We start from the raw sequence: 19,567 nt of genomic DNA, 5'->3' as shown, positions 1-19,567 counted from the left end.
GGTAAGGATGGGCGACGCTTCGCGTCGCCCATCCTTACCTATTTAAATCTTTTCCTTTTTAGCATTACCAAATGGCGTTGCCATTTTGGGAATTGGTATTACTATTAGTGAGCCATATGCTTAAAGTTGTAAGGAAAATTAAAGGGGTTGTAATGTAAACTCTCTAATACCAATTCACGAAAGAGTGACAACACTTTTGTGAATTAAAAACCAAACCCAGTAAGGGTTTTTAAAGCTAAAAATGGCGTAGCCATTTTTAGCTTTGGTATAATTTGAAAATTCCCAAAAAATCAACTCCGAAAAATCAACCCCGAAAAATCAACCCCGAAAAATCAACACTTATTTTCCAGCCAAGCGTTTCTCGGTATTTTGAATTGCTTTAACTGCATAGACATTGTTGGGGCGCAGCTCTAAAGCACTTTTAAAATTGCTCAAGGCTGTTTTGTAATCTTTTTTGTTATAGGCTGCATAGCCAGCTTTCATAAATGCATCGTATTTAATAGTGTTTGGACTCTTAGTGGCAGTTCCTTTAGTCTTATCAACAATCAGATCCTTGTTAGTGACTGAGACTTCGTTCGAGGGATAGGATGCGTTCTGGGGCTGAGCCGCATGAGACAGATCAGAAATCAAAAATGAACTGCTGGCAAGGGCAAATATTAGTAGTTTTTTCATAGGGAGTTTTTCCTTTATTTCCAGAAATTTCGATACTTCAAAGACTTTGATAACGACTTTAATTATGTAGCAGCAGTTCCCATTATGAAACTAAATTGTTTTTTGCTGCTGCGATCGCGATCGCCCAAATAACCAGAGCTATAAATACAATAAATTGGTTAATTAAATCAAGATCTATCGTTCCGATTCTAAAGATTTCGCAACGGAGATACCATCGGTAGCTGTGCCAAAATACCAGAGTGAGGCAGCAGCTTCCGCACGGGTTACGGGCTTTTGAGGTTGCAATAATGTGGTAAAGCCGAAACTACGCCGAATATTAGAAATATCTCGCAGTTGCGCATCGGCGAAAATTGCACTCAAGGCATTTTCACTAATACGATCGCTATCCTTAAATCCCCAAGCTTGGCTGACATTCTCTAATGTGGCATTAGGGAGAGGTTGCCTGAGATCGAGGGGAATTTTCCATTGTACTAGTTCTTCCCGTAATAGGGGATCGTTGGGGCGAAAGCGATCGCCAGTACCGCCAATCAGCCCCGCATTAGCTAGCCCTTGGATGATCGTAAAGTCTGGATGACTGCTGGGAATATCGGGAAAACTCGCCAGATCCGATGGTTGCGCAAACCGAATTTGGCGACTGGGCTGATTTTTATAGAGGCGATTATTGGTTTGTATTAGCCATCGGGCATATTCTCTACGGGAAATTAATGTATTGGGGCGAAATTCCCGATCGACTTTAGGAGTAATCGTTCCTAGTTTATTTAAATCCTTAATCCAATCCCTCAGGGAGGAGGGCAAGGTTTCAAGATCACTAAATTCTCCACTTTTAGGGGAAGGATTGCCAAAACCTATATAAAATATCGACTTGAGAGAATTTTGTTCGTTTTTTGGTGTGATTAATCCTGACAAGGCAATCTGGGACATTCGCATTGCCGAAGCAGCCGTCAGAGGAACAGAGCCGCGATCAGGCTTGTTTGTGATGTCTTGGGAAGGTGGCTCGGTAATAGCATCTGAATTGCCCGCAGTCTTGACAGGACTGGGCTTGGGTTCGGGCGTTGGACTTGTAGTCGGCTCTAGCGCCTTCTGCTCGGAGCCCACATCCGATGAGGGCGAACTAGCAGGAGCGATCGCATTTTCTAAGGAATTCCCAAGATTCGATCCTTGGCAAGCAACCAAGGAAACCGCTAGCGCTCCGACTAGTGAAAAATGAAAGATTTGACGAAATTTGACGATCATAACCACGTTCTTACTAAGCCTTGCCATCAATCTCAACCAGATCGCTGCTAGGCGGCAATAGAGGTGGGATCACTGGCAATACACAGGCAATCTCAGGACGGAAATTCGCATAGCGGCTGCGTCGTACAGCATTAATTTCTGATTGAATATCCTGTGACTTTTCACCTAGACAGATCAACAGGTGCGTTGACAACTCTAAACTAGCCTCAAAGGTCGGATGGACTACCTCCTTTGCCCCAAGTTGATAGAGCGTATCGATATCAGCATCTTTATCTGCTCTTGCCACGATATCTATCGCGGGTGACATCCCCACAGCTCGCTGCACCGCCAGTCTAGTGGCGATCGGGTCGGAAATAGCAATGAGCATCGATCGCGCATGGTCGATTTCCGCTTTTTCTAGTACCAAAGGGCTAGCGCAGTTACCATACAGGTAAGGGATATTTTGCGCTCTTAAAATCTGTACCTTAGATTCCGCTTCCTCAATCACCAATACGGAATAGCCCTTCGATTGCAGTAAGGTCACAATGCCCTGTCCGATCCTTCCGTAGCCACAGACCACCACATGATCCTTGAGTACGGCATTCACAGAAATTTCCTGTGGCATATCCAACTTGTTCATCCAAGTTTTGAGAAATGGGACTTTTTCTAATAGCAATAGGATCTGCGGTGTCGCCTTGAGCAAGAAAGGGGTAACCATCAGCGTTACAGCCGTTGTTCCTAAAATCAGCAAATAGACCCGCCGCGAAACTAAACCTAACTTCTGCCCCTCACTGGCTAACACAAAGGAAAATTCACCAATCTGGGCTAGCCCCAGTCCCGCAAAGATGGCAACTCGCAGGGGATAGCGAAAAAAGCTCACCAAGGGAACCACGATTAGAAATTTGCCGATCATCACGATCGCCACAAGGCTGAGGATTAACTCCCAGTTTTGAATTAAAAACAAGGGATCGATCAGCATCCCGATCGCCGCAAAAAACAATGTAGCAAATACATCGCGCAGCGGCTCCACGTAGGTGAGAGCCTGATCGGCATATTCCACCTCCGAGATCATCAAACCCGCCACAAAGGCTCCCATTTCAATCGACAAGCCTAAATGTTCGGTCAAAAGGGCAATCCCCAAACAAAGCACGATCACACTTAATAAAAATAATTCGCGGCTCTCGGTACTCGCAACCCAGCGTAAAAAGGGCGGGATCAACCAAATGCCTGCGGCGATCGCTCCACCAGCAAATAAAGCAGTTACGGACAAAGCCTTTACCACTTCGACACCAACCGTTTCAGGATGATCTAAGGCAGGTAGCACCGCCAACATCAAACCCAGAGCCAAATCTTGAATGATTAACATCCCCAAAGTTACCTGTCCCTGTGCAGACTCGGTTTCATTGGTTTCCATCAAACTTCTGAGCACTACCGCCGTAGACGATAGCGACAGGATCCCGCCCAGAAAAACACCTTGAACGGGGGTATCGACCCATCCCACGAATACCGATAGGACTGTAGTTAAGGCGATTGTGAGCAAAATCTGTAATGTACCGCCCCCAAGGGCGATCGCTCTCACCTTGTTTAATTGCTTCAGGGAAAACTCCACTCCGAGCGCAAATAACAAGAAGGCAACACCAAACTGGGCGAGGGTCTCCACCTGAATCAATTCTTTGATCAGCCCTAAACCCGTTGGGCCAACGATAATGCCACCAAAGATGTAACCCAATAAAACTGGTAATCGCAGGGCCGCCGCTAGTAATCCACCAAAGGAGGCTGCCGCAAGAACAGTTACTAAATCCACAATTAACCGAAAATCTTCTTGCACAGAAATCAACTTAAGAACATTGCCATCTCTACTTTAGCTTGGATTTAGAACCCCTAAAGCAAAAGAAGCGGCTTCGATATTCATTAGTCTCATCCCCCATAGCAAGGCTAAAGCATTGTTCCGTAGGGTTTTCACGGACGCAGACAAAAAAATAATTTTTTTGCTTGTCAATACTGCAAAGTATGTTATTATAAGATTCGCGAGTTAAGGGCTTGTAGCTCAGTGGACTAGAGCACGTGGCTACGGACCACGGTGTCGGGGGTTCGAATCCCTCCTGGCCCGTCCTAATAAACAAAAAAATCAGAAAGAAGCAGCACTTAATGCTGCTTCTTTCTGATTTTTTTGTGCTACTCCCTTCCCGCTATAAAATTAGACATTAAAAACCAAGAATTAGACGTTGCGGCGCTTCGCGCCGCAACGTCTAATTCTTTACTGGGAAGGGAGTAGCAACAAAAGAGTTACTTAAGCCGTAAACCCCAAGAGGAGAAGGTTAGCGCGAAGCGCTAACCTTCTCCTCTTGGGGTTTGATTTTGTCCGATCGCGAGGAGCAATAGCTATGCTAGCAATTCTATTTAGTTGTGTTGTTTTCATTAGTTTTGAATTTACCTGCGATCGCCATCTCCACATCATCAGAGTTCACAATCCAATAACTATAGCGAAACTCATTGGGTTCGCTAGGTCTACCCTTTAAACTGTTAGCTTTAATGCGATCGGGTTTAACCGTAAGACTAAAAGTGGAAATCGCCATCATCTCGTCAAAACTGAGATTAGAGTCCACATGCTTCTTCATGATGTTAATCAGGTCGGGCAGATGAATAACGATTGAAGGATGAGCGATTTTGGCTTTTAGGGCCTTCAACACGATCTGCTGCCGTTGAATCCTGCCAAGGTCTCCATCTTCATCATGACGGAATCTGGCATAACCCTCAGCCTGTTCGCCGTTGAGAGTTTGTACCCCTGGATAGAGATTGATGTTTAACTTTTGAGTTTTATCGACGTACTTCATCCGCTTAGGGACATTGACTTCAATTCCACCAAGGGCATCGACTAGAGCCGATAGCCCAGAGGTATCTAACCTGACATAGCGATCGATTTCCACGTCATTGAGCTTTTCAGAAACGATTTCTTGGGCAAGCGCTGCACCACCGTAAACATTAGCGGCATTGATTTTCGTCACACCATACCCCGGAATTGGTACCTGTGTATCGCGAGGAATTGACAGAATATCCACCGAACGGGTGTTTGGATCAAACCGAATCAGCAACATGCTATCGCTTCGACCGTTAAAGGATTCAGGCGAACCAAGCGGTGCTTCGAGAACGCGATCTACTCCCAAGACCAAAATTTGATAGGGACGTTCTAATTTGCGCCCCAAGCTCTCCATTAACACCTCTTCAGGCTTTCTTCCAGACAATAAACCGCCCCAATCTATGGCATTAATCGGAATAACCCGACCCAGTAAAGTCCCCGCACCGATGGATAGTAATAAAGACAGGGAAAACCCAATTTTAGCGAAGGGTATGCGTTTTTGCTTATTTTTGGGCACGGCTGGCTTTGAGATTTGCTTTGATTCTGAGGAAATAACTGGCAAATCAGCACGATTGGTGGGATCGGCTGACCGAATTTTGGATGCGGTAATCGGTCTATTGCTCACACACCACTCCGTACTTCTATAATGCTCAACAAACAACATATACCGCAAGTCAACAACTCTATGCAAGCTGTAATTATTGCTGGTGGGAAAGGAACGCGCCTCAGACCCTTGACCTATGGATGTCCTAAGCCGATGCTACCTCTGATCGATCGCCCTTTTTTAGAATGGATGGTTAATCGTTGTCGTGAAGCTAATGTGTGCGACATTTTGCTCAACGTGCAGTATCAATCGCGACAAGTCATCGATTATTTTGGTGATGGCGATCGCTTTGGAGTCAAAATCCGCTATATCGAAGAGTCAACTCCCCTCGATACCGCAGGGGCAATTAAGCTTGCAGAGCCATATTTCACGGGGGAATCATTGATTGTATTCAATGCGGATGTCCTCACTAATTTAGACTTAATAGCCCTAATAAAGTTTCACCAAGAAACTTCAGCCGATGCAACTCTAACCTTAACGAGAGTTCCCGATATCACTCCTTTTGGCTTAGTAGAAATTAACGCGCAAAATCAAGTCCAAGCCTTTCGCGAAAAACCCAATGCCGACCAAGCTTTACAATTTCTCGCCCAAGGCATTAATACCATTAATGCGGGAACCTACGTTTTAGAACCAAAGATTTTTGATAGTTATCCCGTAGGAGAGCCCTTAAGCTTTGAACGGAAAGTCTTCCCTAATGTCCTAGAAAATGGATTGAAGATGATGGGATTTGTTTGGGATGGATATTGGATGGATATGGGAACTCCAGAAAAGTATTACCAAGCACAAGTGGATGTTTTACAAGAGAATGTTCCCTTTGATTTTGGCGATCGCGCTGAGCAAATCCATAAAGGAATTTGGATCGCTAAAACAGCCAAGGTAGATGAGGGGGCTGTTTTAGAGGCTCCTTGTTATATTGGCGAATATGCTTCCATTGGGAAAGATGCGCATATTCCATCCCAAACCTTAATCGGGGCAAATTCCCTAGTTAATAAGGCGATCGCTTCTGGAATATACAGTGCTGGCTCTATGTTTGTTTAGATTTATACCGATTTCCAAAATGGCGTTGCCATTTTGGAAACCTCAAAACCTTACTGGGTTTGGTTTTTAATTCACAAAAGTGTTGTCACACTTTCTCACAGCCCAAAAATAAAAGCCTTGCGTAGCAAGGCTTTTATTTTTGGGCTTTTAAAATTTGCCAGATTAACCCGAACTGACGTTATCAAGATTCGTTTAGATAGGAAATCATCTTTAAGGGATTCCAAGCTATAAAAAGAGATTCGCTAAGAGAATCTCTTTATTGCCATAATTTGCATATAACTCTTAATCGTTACGCTTGAAAGAATCTAACCATTCACGTAACTGTTGTGAAGCGATATCTTTACCGCCAAGTCCAAAGGCAACCGCGATCGCTACGGCAATCGCACCAGTCAATAAACCAAAGGCGAGATCGACAATATTACTAGCTATACCCATCTGTTTTAGAGCCATCGCGGTAATCAGCGCCACTATCGAAATCCGCGCAGCATGACCGAGGATTCTTGATTGTCTGCCACCAGTACTAGAAATTAAGTTAAAGGCAAGATTGGCAAGGTATAGCCCGATCGCAAAAATAACGACCCCGCTTAGTACTTGCCCTGCCACTAGCAAGACTCCAAATACAATTCGCGTCAGTGCATTAATCTGTAAAACATCAGTAGCCGTAGCGATCGCTACTAACATGATCGCCAAGAATACAATGATGCCAACGATTTGCGAAGGAGTTTGGGAAGGGAGCGAGGTTGGCGTAGCGGTAGATTCATGATCTTCACCGATCGCTGTATCGACGGGTGAAGAGGAAGCGAGCGCAGGAAATCCCAACCATTGCAAAATATTGTTAAAACCTAAGCCTGCGAGAATTCCCGAAATAATATCTCTGGCAAATTGTCCGAGGAAATAGGCAACCGTAAGAATTACACTTGCCACAAAGACTTGAGGTAAGAAGCGCAAAACTTGATCGAGCATTGCCGTCGCTGGACGAGAAATCGCGCCAACTTCTAACGCCTCTAAGGTTGAGATTGCTGTGGGAATTAGAATTAATACATAGATAAAATTCCCAACTACTTGCGAAAGCGTATACTCCGTTTGATTGGGAGTCCAGCGTTGCAGAAAGCGATCCGCTCCACTAGTAGCTAGCAGGTTAGTAACAATTCGTTTCACAGCTTGAGCAATTAACCAACCAATCCCACCAATCATCGCTGCTTTCAGGATTTTGGGAAGAGCGCTTAAAATCTGATTAACCAGATTTTGTAAAGGCTGAAGTGCTTGTACTAAGCCTAATGTGTCAAGCACTAGGGGTAAAAACAGTAACAGAATGAACCAATATAGTGCAGAAGATAACGTCTCACTTAGAGGCATTGCCTCAGTGGTAGAGTCCCCAACGCTCTCATTGACTTTATTATCGATCTGAGCCGATCGCAAAAAGCGGGCAACGATCGCTTTACAAATAGTAGCCAAAACCCATGCAATCCCAGCCAAAATTGCGGCTCCACCAAGTTTTGGCAGAAATGCAGCAATTTGCGCCAGCAAACTATTTAGGGGAGTTGCCACAGCATCTAATCGGAGATATTGAAAAAATCCGACTAAAGTAAAAAGAATAATAATCCAAAAAACTGTAGTGCCTGCCCATTTTTCAATTGGCAAACTATTACTACGAGAACCTGTTAACCAATTCGCCAGTTTATTATCAATATCTGTACGTTTTAGTAAACCTTCGGTCATGGAGGAGAAAAATATCGCAATTACCCAACCACCAACTAAAATGGCGATCGCAAAAACCAGTTGAAATACTAATCCATCGGGCTTGAGTAGATCCTCAATGCCAGAACTTTTCGCCGTTGTTTGAGCCAACAGGAAATAAGTAAAGTCTCGCATATTGCACCTTTAACTTAACAATTAAGGAATTATCCTCTCCCGTATATTAAGTGCATTTATATACAAAAAACAGCAATTAATAGTTAAGCTTTAACTAAAGCCTCAAGAATATCGCTCTAGCTCAATACATCCCCTATTTTTAAAGTTTTGTTATGACAATTGACAGCAGACATAAGTACCACAACATAATTAAAATCCAGAGCTAAAACCTGCGGCGCACGCTGTGCGTGCGCCGCAGGTTTTAGGTTTTTATAATGAGTTGTGAGAGGCTTCACATACAAAAACAAGAATTAGCATTGCGGCGCGAAGCGCCGCAACATCTAATTCTTCACTGGGAAGGGAGTAGCTACTGAACGCTTAAAACTAAACCCTTAAGATAAGCTCCTTCAGGATGAAAAATGCTCGTCGGATGATCGGCAGGATGGGTCAGATGATGCAAAACGCGAATGGTGCGACCAGACTCGATCGCTGCGGCCGTAACTGCTCCCGTAAAATTCTCTACATTCACCACCTGCGAACAGGAAAAAGTAAATAATAAACCACCACTTTTTAGATTAGAGAGAGCCTGTGCATTCAAGCGTTTGTAGGCTTGCATCGCGGAATGCCGCGCCGATAGACTTTTGGCAAAGGCAGGCGGATCGAGCACGATCGCTTCATAATCGCGATCGCATTGTTTTAGAAAGTCAAATACATCCCCTGTAAAAGAAGTATGTCTGGACTGACGCTCAGCATCGAAATTGGCAGCAATATTGCGATCCGTCCATTCCATAGCTTTGACCGAACTATCGATCGAATGCACTTCTCGCGCCCCTGAGGCAACGGCATATACCGAGAATCCACCCGAATAACAAAAGGTATTTAAGACCTTTTTCCCCGTTGCATACTTGCCAAATAACCATCGATTTTCCCTTTGATCCAAGAAAAATCCTGTTTTCTGTCCCCTCTCCCAATCCACAATAAAGCGATGTCCGTATTCTAAGACTTCGGCATTATCAAGGGATTTTTCACCAATTAATAGCCCATCCTGCGATTGCGCCTGCGATTTGCGCGAAAGGGTCGCCGCACTTTTGTCGTAAACTGCTTTCAGGCGATCGCCATAGATCTCCATCAATATTTCGGCAATATCCTGACGATAGCGATATGTCCCCAACGAATGGCACTGTAAAACGGCTGTATCGCCGTAAATATCAATAATTAAGCCAGCCAGACTATCCCCTTCAGAACTCACCAAGCGATAACAATTAGTTTCTAAGTTATCAATTAAACCCAACTGTTGCCTGAGGGTAAATGCTTGCTTTAAGTTCTCCTTTAACAATTGTCGCATCGATTCGACTGGTTGAAACGATAGCACTTTGATCGCAATGCTCCCCATCCCCCACAGCCCGATCGCTAAAAATTTACCATCCTCGCTGTAAGCTTCTACCAAGTCACCATCACGGACTTCGCCCGACATTTTGGCGATCGCCCCCGAAAAAATCCAAGGATGAAAACGCTGCACCGCATCAACTTTTTTACGATGAATAATCGCGCGCGGCAACGTTAACATAATTAATAACTATGAAGTGACATAGGTGAGGTGACATAGGTTGCTAAACATAACACAAAAAGTCGAACAACGCTGAGACCATTTGCACTATATGCTATTCTCAAGAAGCTATCGTTATTGATAATGCCATGACTTCTGCGGAGACCACCTATTCACCTGAATCCCTAAAGGCTGAACTCAACTCAAAAGGTTGTCGCATGACACCCCAACGTGAGGTGATTTTGAGCACATTTCAGACCCTCCCTGAAGGAGAGCATCTCAGTGCTGAAGATCTCTACGAACGTCTCAAAATCCAAGGTGAAAATATTAGTCTTTCAACAATTTATCGGACAGTCAAGATGATGGCGCGGATGGGGATTTTGCGAGAATTAGAACTCACCGAAGATCATAAACATTACGAAATCAATCAACCAAAACCTCATCACCATCACCATCTAGTCTGCGTAAAAACTAATCGCGTCATTGAATTCAAAAACGATCAAATCCTCACGATTAGTAAAAAAGTTGCCGATAAATATGGATTTTCTGTTCTAGACTGCCAGCTTACTATTATTGGGGTTAGCCCTGAAGGTCAACGCTCAATATTCTAGTTAAGAATGGTCTGAGCTAAGCTCAGACCATTCTTAACTAGAATATTGAAAAGCCTGTGGCTTATACCACAGGCTTTTGGGCTTTAAGGATTAATTAATACCAATTCACGAAAGTGTGACAACACTTTTGTGAATTGAAAACTAAACCCAGTAAGGGTTTTTAAATCACAAAATGGCGTAGCCATTTTGTGATTTGGTATAACGTGAGTTCGGGATAATTTGAAACGTTTTTTGAGAAAGGGTTTGCGGAGCAAACCCTTTCTCAAAAAAGAGTAAAACCCTTGCTAAGCAAGGGTTTTACTTTGAGCTGTGAAAATTTGACAGCTTAACCCGAACTGACGTTAATTATGCAGATCTTGAATTAGTAAAGTCTTCTTGAGCGTAAATCTTGAATCTATCTAAATCTGCTTGCAAAGTAGATTCGACTACTTGTCCCAAAAATAAATTATCCATCAGTTGACCGATCGCGGGAATCGCGTAGGCAATACTCAACTTCACAATGGTTAGGTTATTAGGACGACCATAAAACCTCACAGCACCTCGATTGGGCAAACCACCAATTGACTCCCATTGAATTATTTGATTGGGAATTTGTTTCAAAATGCGAGACTTCCAAGTAAAGGTCAAACCATTTGTACCAAGCTTCCAAGCTGAAACCTCAGGATCGTCCGTAACAATCACAGAATCAATCCACTTCATCCAACGGGGCATAGCCTGTAAGTCTGACCACAACGACCAAGCGTATTCCACGGGAATAGCGACTTCGGTTTGGACGGTATGTTCTAGCCAATCACTCATTGGATAATCGTTAGTTATTACAAAGTTTTACTGAATATTCATCATAATATAGCGTTTCTTTGACTGGTGTTTGCCCCGCAAAGAGTGCGCCTCGGCTTTGGGGATTCTATATCTACTCCCTTACCGCCAAAGAAATAGACATCAAAAACCAATAATTAGCGTTGCGGTGCGAAGCGCCGCAACCTCTAATTCTGCACTGAGAAGGGAGTAATCATATTTAGCCGCTTAATTTTTTCGGCGCGAAGCGCCGCAACGTCTAATTCTTCACTGAGAAGGAAGTAATCATATTTAGCCGCTTAATTTTTTCGGAATAGTTAAGAAGACTAGACTAAGTGACAACAATCGTAATAAAATGTTAAATTAATATAGCTAGTTTGACCACTGGAAGAGTTGACTGTGGGTTTATTACGCCATTTCACGAAAGACATAGGCATTGACCTCGGTACCGCCAACACACTTATTTATGTGTCTGGGGAAGGTATTGTTTTGCAAGAGCCCTCCGTTGTCGCGATCGATCAACGAGATAAGACTGCCTACGCAGTTGGAAACGAAGCCAATAAGATGATCGGTCGCACACCAGGTGACATCATTGCGGTGCGTCCCCTTAAGGATGGTGTAATTGCGGACTTTGACTCTGCTGAGTTAATGCTGCGTTCGTTCATTCAGAAAGTTAAAAAAGGCGTTTTTAATCCTCGTATTGCGATCGGTATACCAAGTGGGGTAACGGGGGTAGAATGGCGTGCTGTAATGGATGCCGCCCGTCGTGCTGGCGCTAGTGAAGTCTACCCAATCGATGAGCCAATCGCAGCAGCGATCGGTGCAGGGCTCCCTGTAACCGAAGCAACTGGCAATATGATCATCGATATTGGTGGTGGTACAACTGAAGTCGCAGTTATGAGTTTGCAAGGTATCGTTTTGAGCGAGTCAGTGCGGGTTGCTGGCGACGAACTCAGCGAAGCCATCATGAAGTATATGAAGACCGTGCATAACCTTGTTGTTGGGGAGCGGACTTCTGAAGAAATCAAAATCAAAATTGGTTCAGCCTATCCGATCAAAGAAGAAACTTCGATGGAGGTCAGAGGGCTACACCTATTATCTGGTCTACCTCGTACCGTGACCGTCAAGTCTTCGGAAATCCGCGAAAGTATGAGCGAACCGCTCTCGGTAATCATCGAAGCAGTAAAACGCACCCTTGAGCGTACTCCTCCTGAATTAGCTGCCGATATCATCGATCGCGGTATTATGCTGGCAGGTGGTGGCGCAATGCTGAATGGAATTGATACTTTGATCAGCCACGAGACAGGAATTGTTACACATATTGCTCCCGCACCTTTAGATTGCGTGGTGATTGGTGCTGGTCGGGTACTGGAAGATTACAAAAATCTTGGTCGTGTACTTACTAGTCGCTTGAAAAGTTTATAGGTAAAATTTTTCATGGAGTCAATCCGTAGTTGGTGGCAACGCTATAGTTTTCAAACTGCTGTTGTTACCGTTGGCATAGGTGTGGCTTGGGTTATCCGCCAAACACAAGGGGTAGCAATCATGGAAACCTACCAGTTTCTCAGTCGTCCCTTTCAAGCAACGGTATCTAAGCAAGAACTCTTACAAGATGCGCAGGTTCGCGAACTGCGCTATCGCCTAACTGAGCTAGAGTCCCAAAACCAACGGATGAAAGAAATCCTAAAGGTCAAGGTCAGTCCTACGGATACTGGTATTTGGGCTACAGTCATCGGTCGTGGGGCTGATTCATGGTGGAATCAAGTTTTAATCGGTAAAGGCAGTAATGATGGCATCAAGCCTAATTCTGTAGTTGTCGCTCCTGGTGGATTGGTCGGACGGGTAACCCATGTTTCTCCCAATAGTAGCCAAATTCTCTTAGTCAGCGACCCTAATAGCCAAGTTGGGGTTGTCGTCAGCCGCAGTCGCTTTAGTGGAATGCTCAAGGGGCAGAGCCAAAATACGGCTATTTTGGAGTTTTTCGAGCGCGATCCTGATGTTAAGGTCGGCGATATTGTCACTACTTCGCAGTTCACGACATTATTTCCTGAAAGTATTCCCGTCGGTCGGATTAAATCGATCAATCTAGATAAACAACCCTCTCCCGAAGCGATCGTCGAATTTTCTACTCCATTAGGACTACTCGACTACGTAAAAGTCTACCCATTTCAAGAAAAAATATAAACTCACAAATATAGGCGTTGCTTTTCACCGTCTATATTTGTTTTAGCTTGCCTAAATCCTTACCCATGCTCGATCGCAAAACCTCTATATCCAAGAAGTTTTTAAATGGGATTGTCACCATTGGTTCTTTGCTGGCATGTATTCTCGCCATGTATACCAGAATGCCCGGCATGACCCTGATGGGAATTGCTCCCAATTGGTTGCTGATTTGGCTAGTTGCATGGAGTGTTAACCGTCCCGTGTTTTTAACGGTGATGACGGGTATAGCCTTAGGTATGGTTCAGGATGGGATGACCACGGTTACCGATCTAAATATTTCCCCAACCCATACCTTGGGACTAGCGATCGCTGGGGGATTAACATCACTGTTACAAAAGCAGCGCTATATCCAAGAAGATTTTATTTCGATCGCTTTGATCGTGTTTGGGATGGCAGTGATCGTCGAAACAATGCACGCTGTCCAACTGACCTTTATGGGCGCGGGGATCGATAATGTCTGGTCTTTGCAACAGAGAATTGCCCTTAGTTCGGCAATTTTGAGCAGCTTATGGTCTCCAGCGATTTACTTTCCGCTTAGTCGCTGGTGGCGCTCTCTCGGCACAAAAGATGATTAATGGCAAAATTTAGCCCGCTGTGGCGCTGAAGTTGGATTGATATTTTTTATGGAATATTTATTCTTAGGTTTAGCCATCGCTTTGGTTCTTGGCTTTGAGTTTGTGAATGGATTTCATGACACCGCCAATGCCGTCGCGACCGTGATTTATACCAATACCCTCAAACCAGTTTATGCCGTCGTCTGGTCGGGAATTTGGAATCTATTAGGAGTACTCACCTCTAGTGGAACCGTTGCCTTTGCGATCGTTTCCCTCCTGCCTGCGGACTTAATGGTTAACGATGCTTCTGATTCCAGTCTAGTCATGGTTCTAGCCCTATTAATTTCGGCAATTATTTGGAATTTGGGAACTTGGTATTTAGGACTGCCCGTATCAAGTACCCATAGCTTGATCGGAGCCATTACGGGGATCGCGATCGCCCATTCATTACTATCCCTAGAAAGAAATTGGTGGGATGGCATCAATGCAAGCAAAATGCTGGAAGTGTTGGTTTCGTTACTAGTTTCGCCATTGTTAGGATTTTGTGGTGCAGTAATTCTATTTCTAATTAGTAAAGCGCTCTTTCAACGGGAGGATCTCTATAGCCCGCCCAGCGAAAAGGAGCCTCCCCTATGGATTAGAGCTGTGCTCGTCTTGACCTGCACAGGAGTAAGCTTTGCCCATGGCTCTAATGATGGTCAGAAAGGAGTGGGCTTAATGATGCTGATCTTAATCGTCTTTTTGCCAAGCCTCTTCGCTTTGAACCTCGATACAAGTCCACAAGCGATCGCCAGATTAGTGGCGACATCTAACTCAGTCATCCCCATCTTCGAGTCACAAATTAGTGGGACGATCATAGAGGCATCCTCGGACGAATTGATTGCTACTAGTCGAGCCGAACTTACAAAATTTTTACAGCCTGAAGGACAATTAAATGAAAATATCTGGCGATCGCTCATCTCCGAAAGTCAGAGCGTTAATGAGTATTTGAGCCAAAGTGATAATTTACGAGACATTGCTATCGGCGATCGCCGCCAAGTTAGAAACGATCTTTATTTAATGTCAATGGCGATCGGCAAAATTGGCAAACTAGAAACACCCACAAAATTGGCAAATCTCCCAAATCAAGATGTAATCATTGACTTTAAAAATCAGTTAGATCGCATTCTCAAGTTTATCCCCTACTGGGTGAAGGTCGCGATCGCGATCGCGCTCGGACTAGGCACGATGATCGGCTGGCAAAGAGTTGTCGTCACCGTAGGCGAAAAAATTGGTACAGAACATCTTAACTATGCCCAAGGCGCAACTTCCGAAATGGTCACCATGACGGCGATCGCCACGGCAAATTACTTTGGGCTACCCGTTAGTACGACCCATATTCTTTCTTCAGGCATTGCAGGAACGATGGTAGCAAATCGGGCGGGTTTGCAGATAGATACGGTCAAAAAATTGTTACTAGCTTGGGGATTAACTTTGCCAAGTTGTATTTTTCTGGGATTTATTACCTATGCAATCGGCTTATTTGTAATTCACCACTAAGTAGCTACGCAATTAAATATAAAACCCCAAGCCCTATAGCGCACGCTGCGCGTGCGCTATAGGGCTTGGGGTTTTATACCAATTCACGAAATTGTTGCAACAATTTCGTGAATTAAAAACCAAACCTAGTAATACCAAATCACAAAATGGCTACGCCATTTTGTGATTTTAAAACCCTTACTGGGTTTGGTTTTCAATTCCCAAAAGTGTTGCTACACTTTTGGGAATTGGTATAAGGGTTTTCAAAGCTCAAAATGGCTTAGCCATTTTGAGCTTTAGCATTAATTATGCTCAGTGGCGGTGCTTCGCACCGCCACTCTTCCTCTGGAAGTCTTTAGGAAGTCTTTAGAAAGCCTTTAGGAAGCCTTTAGAAAGAGCAAGAATCATCTAAAACTTATGACATTGAAAAGCGCGACAATTATGTTTTTTACGTTCAAAGCTGCTAAATTTAATTAATAATTAAGATAAGACTGTAGTTAAAATTACCTTTATCTGCTGTTTTTTAGACACTTGTTAAGCTAAGCCCACCGTAAATCATATGCCTAAAAAGTCCACAGTTATTTCCCCCTCGATCCTGTCTGCTGACTTTAGCCGTTTAGGTGACGACATTCGTGCAGTTGATGCGGCGGGTGCAGACTGGATTCACGTTGATGTGATGGATGGTCGCTTTGTCCCCAATATTACGATTGGACCATTGGTTGTTTCGGCAATCCGCCCCGTCACCACTAAGATTCTTGATGTGCATTTGATGATCGCCGAGCCTGAAAGATATGTAGCTGACTTCGCTAAAGCTGGTGCTGATATCATCACCGTCCACGCCGAGCACACCGCTTGCCCTCACCTGCACCGCAATCTTTCGCAAATTAAAGAACTCGGTAAACTCGCTGGTGTATCTCTCAACCCTTCAACCCCTTTGAGTTTCATTGAGTATGTGCTCGATCTCTGCGACTTGGTACTGATCATGAGCGTTAATCCTGGCTTTGGCGGTCAGAGCTTTATTCCTAATGTAATTCCTAAGATCGCGAAGTTGCGTCAAATGTGTGACGATCGCGGACTCGATCCTTGGATTGAAGTAGATGGCGGTCTGAAGGCAAATAACACTTGGCAAGTTCTAGAAGCTGGTGCTAACGCGATTGTGGCTGGCTCCGCAGTATTCAATGCTCCAGACTATGCTAAGGCAATTAATGACATTCGCAATAGCAAACGACCTGAATTAGTAACTGCTTAAAAGAAGAAACCCTCGCATTGCGAGGGTTTCTTCTTTTAGGAGGAATTTGGTATAACGTTATACCAATTCGCTAAAGTGTTGTCACATTTTCGTGAATTATAGCTGCCGCTAACTGGATCAGGACATAAAAACCGAAAGAGAGTTGCCGCGCGGAGCGCGGCAACTCTCTTTCGGTTTTTGATTTTGTCCTAACAAAACTGGCGGCAGCTATAAAAACCAAACCCAATAAGGTTTTGAGATTCCCAAAATGGCAACGCCATTTTGGGAATTGGCATTGGCTAGGATTGGCGAATTTGAAAATGTTGCTGAGGAACGGGGAAGCCCGACTCACTAAAACTTTCACGAATAACTCGATTGGTATCAAAGTAAACTTGCCAATAGTGTGTGTTATTGCAGAAAGGACGAACGGCTAGGACAGGTCCGAGAGCCGTGAACTCAAGAATTTCCAGTTGAGGAGCGGGGTTACTAATTACATTGGGGATATTGCTAATCCTTTCCCTGAGAACGCGGATTGCCTCACCATGATTAACGGAATGATCGAGCTGGGCATGGATATCAACGCGGCGATAGGCATTAGTGGAAAAGTTTTGAATATTGTCGGAGAAGAGTTTGTTGTTACCGACAAAAGTACGGACATTATCGGGGGTGTCAATGGTTGTCACAAACAGCCCTATTTCCACCACAGTGCCCGTAATCCCCCCTGCCGAGATAAAATCACCAACTTGGAATGGGCGTAAAACAATCAAAAAAGCACCTGCGGCAAAGTTAGCGAGTAAACCGCTCCATGCCGCACCGATCGCTACTCCAGCCGCCGCTAAAAGTGCGGCAAAAGATGTGGTCTCAACACCAAAGTAGCCAAGAATAGCGACAACTAAAATGATATTTAGTAAAACTGTGAGACTGGAAACCAGATAACCGATCAGAGTTGGATCGATGCGTTGTTTTTTAAGGGTATGGGATGTAATACCCGTTGAAATATCGATAAGTTTGCGACCGATAAACCAAAGAACGATCGCCGCAATCACCTTAAATGCTGCACCCGTGAGCAGGTTTAAATTAGTTGACAGAACATTTTGAATTGTTGCTGTATCCATTACAGTTATTTTTCCTTCAAATAGACAAATAGATCAATAAACAATATGGCTCGCCAAAGCATTGCTAAGCTGCCGTCAACTGGATCAAGGTAAGTAGGCTAGGCATAAGTAAACTTAAAACCTAGAAGAGCGTACCGCCCGCTACGCGGGCGGTACGCTCTCTGGTTTTGGTTTTTAATTATGCCTAGCTACTTATAAAGCCCAAAATAGTGTTGCCGTGCGGAGCGCGGCAACACTATTTTGGGTTTTATTTTTGTCCTAACAAAACTGGTGGCAGCTATATAAGTCATAAATTTTGACTTATGCTAATGGCAATTATATGGAACCGATGAGTTTATTAACAGTCCTTGGATTGCCATGAATTTTTCATGAGTCTATTTTTCATGAGTCTATTTTTCATGAGTCTATGTGGATAGCTCCAAAATTTTAAAGGAAGCATAGGTCAAGTTATGAGTCGTTATTCTCAACGCGATCGCCGAATTGAAACTCCAGAAAATATTTCGCGAGATGCCCCTAAAGAGCGCATTGAAATGTTTTTGTGTTTAATGCCCGTATTTGGTTTAATTCCTGCCACGATCGCTTTGATAAAGCAGCGTAGTAGCCGTAAAGTGCGCGATGTCAGTCAAGTGGCGATCGCCATGATGCTGACTTGGGCGATCGCCTATGGTGCGATGGGAGGCATACCCACGGAGGGGGAGTCCTTACAAGTTACCACCGAGTTAATCAAGGCAAGTATTAGTTCGGGCTATTTTCTGTTCTGTATGTATCTGATGTATCGGCTATACCGACATCAACCGATTTCCTTGCCTTCGTTAAAAACAAAAGATAAAAACAGAGGATGAACGAGCAGAATCGCGATCGCGTTTGCATGATCGCGATCGCGATTTGTAAACCCCAAATTATGGCTGGGGCGCAATTAAATATAAAACCCTCAAACCAATAGCGCACGCTGCGCGTGCGCTATTGGTTTGAGTTCTGTTTTTTTAATTATGACCAGCTACTTATTATCGGCAAAACAATCTATAGTAACTCTCAACGAATTGTGACAGCGATCGATCTCGCAATTATTCCATAATAGCGATTCACGAAAGTGTGACAACACTTTTGGGAATTAAACACCAACCCCAGTAAGGTTTTGAGATTCCCAAAATGGCGTTGCCATTTATGGGAATTGGTATAAAGGCAAAAAAGCTAAAAACACAGTTTAAGGAGAATTATTCATGGCTTTACAGAATGGCAAACGGGCAGCAGGAGGTTTTATCAAAGACTTCCAAACATTTATCATGAAAGGTAATGTGATTGATTTGGCTGTTGCCGTGGTCATTGGCGGTGCATTCGGCAAAATTGTCACTTCTTTAATCGAAGATATCATTACGCCCCTGCTGCTCAATCCCGCTCTAAAAGCAGCTAGTGTTGAAGACCTCGCAAAATTGCAGATCAATGGTATTAAATATGGTGTATTTCTTGCTTCGGTGATTAATTTTATCGTCATTGCCCTTGTCATCTTTTCGATCATTCGTTCGTTTGAGGCAATGAAGCGCAAGGAGAAACGTGAGGAAGCTGTCGCGGAAGCAAAACCCGATCCTCAAGAACGTCTGACCTTGGCGGTCGAACGCTTAGCAGAAGTTATGGAATCCAAATAAAATATAACCACCTAATACCAATTCACGAAGGTGTGACAACACTTTTATGAATTAAAAACTCAACCTAGAAGGGTTTTTAAGTTAAAAAATGGCGTAGCCA

The 19,567-nt window shown here is 44.0% G+C and carries 17 protein-coding genes and 1 tRNA gene; 10 read left to right on the top strand and 8 right to left on the bottom strand.

From position 1 onward, the window contains the following. Positions 1-339: 339 nt before the first annotated feature. The 3 genes from PseudUWO310_RS13070 to PseudUWO310_RS13060 all read right to left on the bottom strand — a co-directional run bounded on the left by PseudUWO310_RS13070 (position 340) and on the right by PseudUWO310_RS13060 (position 3,712). Complete coding sequence (locus PseudUWO310_RS13070) at positions 340-672, bottom strand: tetratricopeptide repeat protein (protein ID WP_142601923.1); 333 nt, start codon at positions 670-672, stop codon at positions 340-342. A gap of 174 nt (positions 673-846) precedes the next feature. Further along, positions 847-1,905, bottom strand: coding sequence for an S-layer homology domain-containing protein (locus PseudUWO310_RS13065; protein WP_190316012.1), 1,059 nt, complete (start codon positions 1,903-1,905; stop codon positions 847-849). A 13-nt stretch (positions 1,906-1,918) separates the two neighbouring features. Further along, complete coding sequence (locus PseudUWO310_RS13060) at positions 1,919-3,712, bottom strand: cation:proton antiporter (RefSeq protein WP_142601918.1); 1,794 nt, start codon at positions 3,710-3,712, stop codon at positions 1,919-1,921. 208 nt (positions 3,713-3,920) lie between these two features. On the opposite strand from PseudUWO310_RS13060, the gene PseudUWO310_RS13055 reads away from it, so the two are divergent. Beyond that, positions 3,921-3,994: transfer RNA gene (locus tag PseudUWO310_RS13055), tRNA-Arg, on the top strand. Positions 3,995-4,280: 286 nt separating this feature from the next. On the opposite strand, the gene PseudUWO310_RS13050 is transcribed toward PseudUWO310_RS13055, so the two are convergent. Then, positions 4,281-5,366, bottom strand: a complete 1,086-nt coding sequence (locus PseudUWO310_RS13050) for an LCP family protein (RefSeq protein WP_223805650.1) — start codon at positions 5,364-5,366, stop codon at positions 4,281-4,283. Between the two features lie 60 nt (positions 5,367-5,426). Here PseudUWO310_RS13050 and PseudUWO310_RS13045 point away from each other — a divergent pair, with 60 nt between their 5' ends. Beyond that, entirely contained in the window at positions 5,427-6,383 is a 957-nt protein-coding gene (locus tag PseudUWO310_RS13045; RefSeq protein WP_142601914.1) for a sugar phosphate nucleotidyltransferase, read from the top strand. Positions 6,384-6,665: 282 nt separating this feature from the next. On the opposite strand, the gene PseudUWO310_RS13040 is transcribed toward PseudUWO310_RS13045, so the two are convergent. Further along, a complete protein-coding gene (locus tag PseudUWO310_RS13040; RefSeq protein ID WP_142601912.1) occupies positions 6,666-8,255 on the bottom strand; it encodes a mechanosensitive ion channel in 1,590 nt (529 codons plus the stop codon). A 346-nt stretch (positions 8,256-8,601) separates the two neighbouring features. Beyond that, positions 8,602-9,801 (bottom strand): class I SAM-dependent rRNA methyltransferase, encoded by a 1,200-nt coding sequence (locus PseudUWO310_RS13035; protein WP_142601909.1) that lies wholly within the window; start codon positions 9,799-9,801, stop codon positions 8,602-8,604. A 128-nt stretch (positions 9,802-9,929) separates the two neighbouring features. On the opposite strand from PseudUWO310_RS13035, the gene PseudUWO310_RS13030 reads away from it, so the two are divergent. After that, positions 9,930-10,391: a Fur family transcriptional regulator gene (locus tag PseudUWO310_RS13030; protein WP_009628386.1), complete on the top strand. Its 462-nt coding sequence runs from the start codon at positions 9,930-9,932 to the stop codon at positions 10,389-10,391. A gap of 345 nt (positions 10,392-10,736) precedes the next feature. Here PseudUWO310_RS13030 and PseudUWO310_RS13025 read toward each other — a convergent pair whose 3' ends face one another. Beyond that, the gene (locus tag PseudUWO310_RS13025; RefSeq protein ID WP_142601907.1) at positions 10,737-11,189 is read right to left on the bottom strand and encodes an SRPBCC family protein; all 453 of its coding nucleotides are present in this window, start codon (positions 11,187-11,189) and stop codon (positions 10,737-10,739) included. 396 nt (positions 11,190-11,585) lie between these two features. On the opposite strand from PseudUWO310_RS13025, the gene PseudUWO310_RS13020 reads away from it, so the two are divergent. From PseudUWO310_RS13020 to rpe, 5 genes are all read left to right on the top strand, one after another. Next, on the top strand, positions 11,586-12,611 hold the full coding sequence (locus tag PseudUWO310_RS13020; RefSeq protein ID WP_072143637.1) for a rod shape-determining protein: 1,026 nt from the start codon (positions 11,586-11,588) through the stop codon (positions 12,609-12,611). A 12-nt stretch (positions 12,612-12,623) separates the two neighbouring features. Continuing rightward, positions 12,624-13,370, top strand: coding sequence for a rod shape-determining protein MreC (gene mreC, locus PseudUWO310_RS13015; protein ID WP_142601905.1), 747 nt, complete (start codon positions 12,624-12,626; stop codon positions 13,368-13,370). 65 nt (positions 13,371-13,435) lie between these two features. Next, positions 13,436-13,984, top strand: coding sequence for a rod shape-determining protein MreD (gene mreD, locus PseudUWO310_RS13010; protein WP_142601903.1), 549 nt, complete (start codon positions 13,436-13,438; stop codon positions 13,982-13,984). A gap of 48 nt (positions 13,985-14,032) precedes the next feature. Further along, on the top strand, positions 14,033-15,502 hold the full coding sequence (locus tag PseudUWO310_RS13005) for an inorganic phosphate transporter (protein ID WP_142601901.1): 1,470 nt from the start codon (positions 14,033-14,035) through the stop codon (positions 15,500-15,502). 538 nt (positions 15,503-16,040) lie between these two features. Continuing rightward, on the top strand, positions 16,041-16,730 hold the full coding sequence (gene rpe, locus PseudUWO310_RS13000; protein WP_009628392.1) for a ribulose-phosphate 3-epimerase: 690 nt from the start codon (positions 16,041-16,043) through the stop codon (positions 16,728-16,730). Positions 16,731-17,008: 278 nt separating this feature from the next. On the opposite strand, the gene PseudUWO310_RS12995 is transcribed toward rpe, so the two are convergent. Beyond that, positions 17,009-17,824 carry a mechanosensitive ion channel family protein gene (locus tag PseudUWO310_RS12995; protein WP_142601898.1) on the bottom strand — a complete coding sequence of 272 codons (816 nt, stop codon included), beginning with the start codon at positions 17,822-17,824 and terminating at the stop codon, positions 17,009-17,011. A 449-nt stretch (positions 17,825-18,273) separates the two neighbouring features. Between PseudUWO310_RS12995 and PseudUWO310_RS12990 the strand changes: the two genes are divergently transcribed. Continuing rightward, positions 18,274-18,666 (top strand): hypothetical protein, encoded by a 393-nt coding sequence (locus PseudUWO310_RS12990; protein WP_142601896.1) that lies wholly within the window; start codon positions 18,274-18,276, stop codon positions 18,664-18,666. Between the two features lie 378 nt (positions 18,667-19,044). Continuing rightward, positions 19,045-19,467 carry a large conductance mechanosensitive channel protein MscL gene (mscL, locus tag PseudUWO310_RS12985; protein ID WP_142601894.1) on the top strand — a complete coding sequence of 141 codons (423 nt, stop codon included), beginning with the start codon at positions 19,045-19,047 and terminating at the stop codon, positions 19,465-19,467. The last annotated feature ends 100 nt before the right edge of the window (positions 19,468-19,567 follow it).

Origin of the sequence: Pseudanabaena sp. UWO310, from assembly GCF_006861605.1 — a bacterium.
In the GTDB taxonomy this organism is placed as follows: Bacteria; Cyanobacteriota; Cyanobacteriia; order Pseudanabaenales; family Pseudanabaenaceae; genus Pseudanabaena.
Note: the sequence above shows the minus strand (reverse complement) of the source record. Positions and strands in the feature narration are given on the sequence as shown.

Bases quoted from the DNA above. Each gene is read 5' to 3' on its own strand.
- PseudUWO310_RS13070 (WP_142601923.1), bottom strand. From the start codon at position 672: ATGAAAAAACTACTAATATTTGCCCTTGCCAGCAGTTCATTTTTGATT.
- PseudUWO310_RS13065 (WP_190316012.1), bottom strand. From the start codon at position 1,905: ATGATCGTCAAATTTCGTCAAATCTTTCATTTTTCACTAGTCGGAGCG.
- PseudUWO310_RS13045 (WP_142601914.1), top strand. From the start codon at position 5,427: ATGCAAGCTGTAATTATTGCTGGTGGGAAAGGAACGCGCCTCAGACCC.
- PseudUWO310_RS13040 (WP_142601912.1), bottom strand. From the start codon at position 8,255: ATGCGAGACTTTACTTATTTCCTGTTGGCTCAAACAACGGCGAAAAGT.
- PseudUWO310_RS13035 (WP_142601909.1), bottom strand. From the start codon at position 9,801: ATGTTAACGTTGCCGCGCGCGATTATTCATCGTAAAAAAGTTGATGCG.
- PseudUWO310_RS13030 (WP_009628386.1), top strand. From the start codon at position 9,930: ATGACTTCTGCGGAGACCACCTATTCACCTGAATCCCTAAAGGCTGAA.
- PseudUWO310_RS13025 (WP_142601907.1), bottom strand. From the start codon at position 11,189: ATGAGTGATTGGCTAGAACATACCGTCCAAACCGAAGTCGCTATTCCC.
- mreC (WP_142601905.1), top strand. From the start codon at position 12,624: ATGGAGTCAATCCGTAGTTGGTGGCAACGCTATAGTTTTCAAACTGCT.
- mreD (WP_142601903.1), top strand. From the start codon at position 13,436: ATGCTCGATCGCAAAACCTCTATATCCAAGAAGTTTTTAAATGGGATT.
- PseudUWO310_RS13005 (WP_142601901.1), top strand. From the start codon at position 14,033: ATGGAATATTTATTCTTAGGTTTAGCCATCGCTTTGGTTCTTGGCTTT.
- rpe (WP_009628392.1), top strand. From the start codon at position 16,041: ATGCCTAAAAAGTCCACAGTTATTTCCCCCTCGATCCTGTCTGCTGAC.
- PseudUWO310_RS12995 (WP_142601898.1), bottom strand. From the start codon at position 17,824: ATGGATACAGCAACAATTCAAAATGTTCTGTCAACTAATTTAAACCTG.
- PseudUWO310_RS12990 (WP_142601896.1), top strand. From the start codon at position 18,274: ATGAGTCGTTATTCTCAACGCGATCGCCGAATTGAAACTCCAGAAAAT.
- mscL (WP_142601894.1), top strand. From the start codon at position 19,045: ATGGCTTTACAGAATGGCAAACGGGCAGCAGGAGGTTTTATCAAAGAC.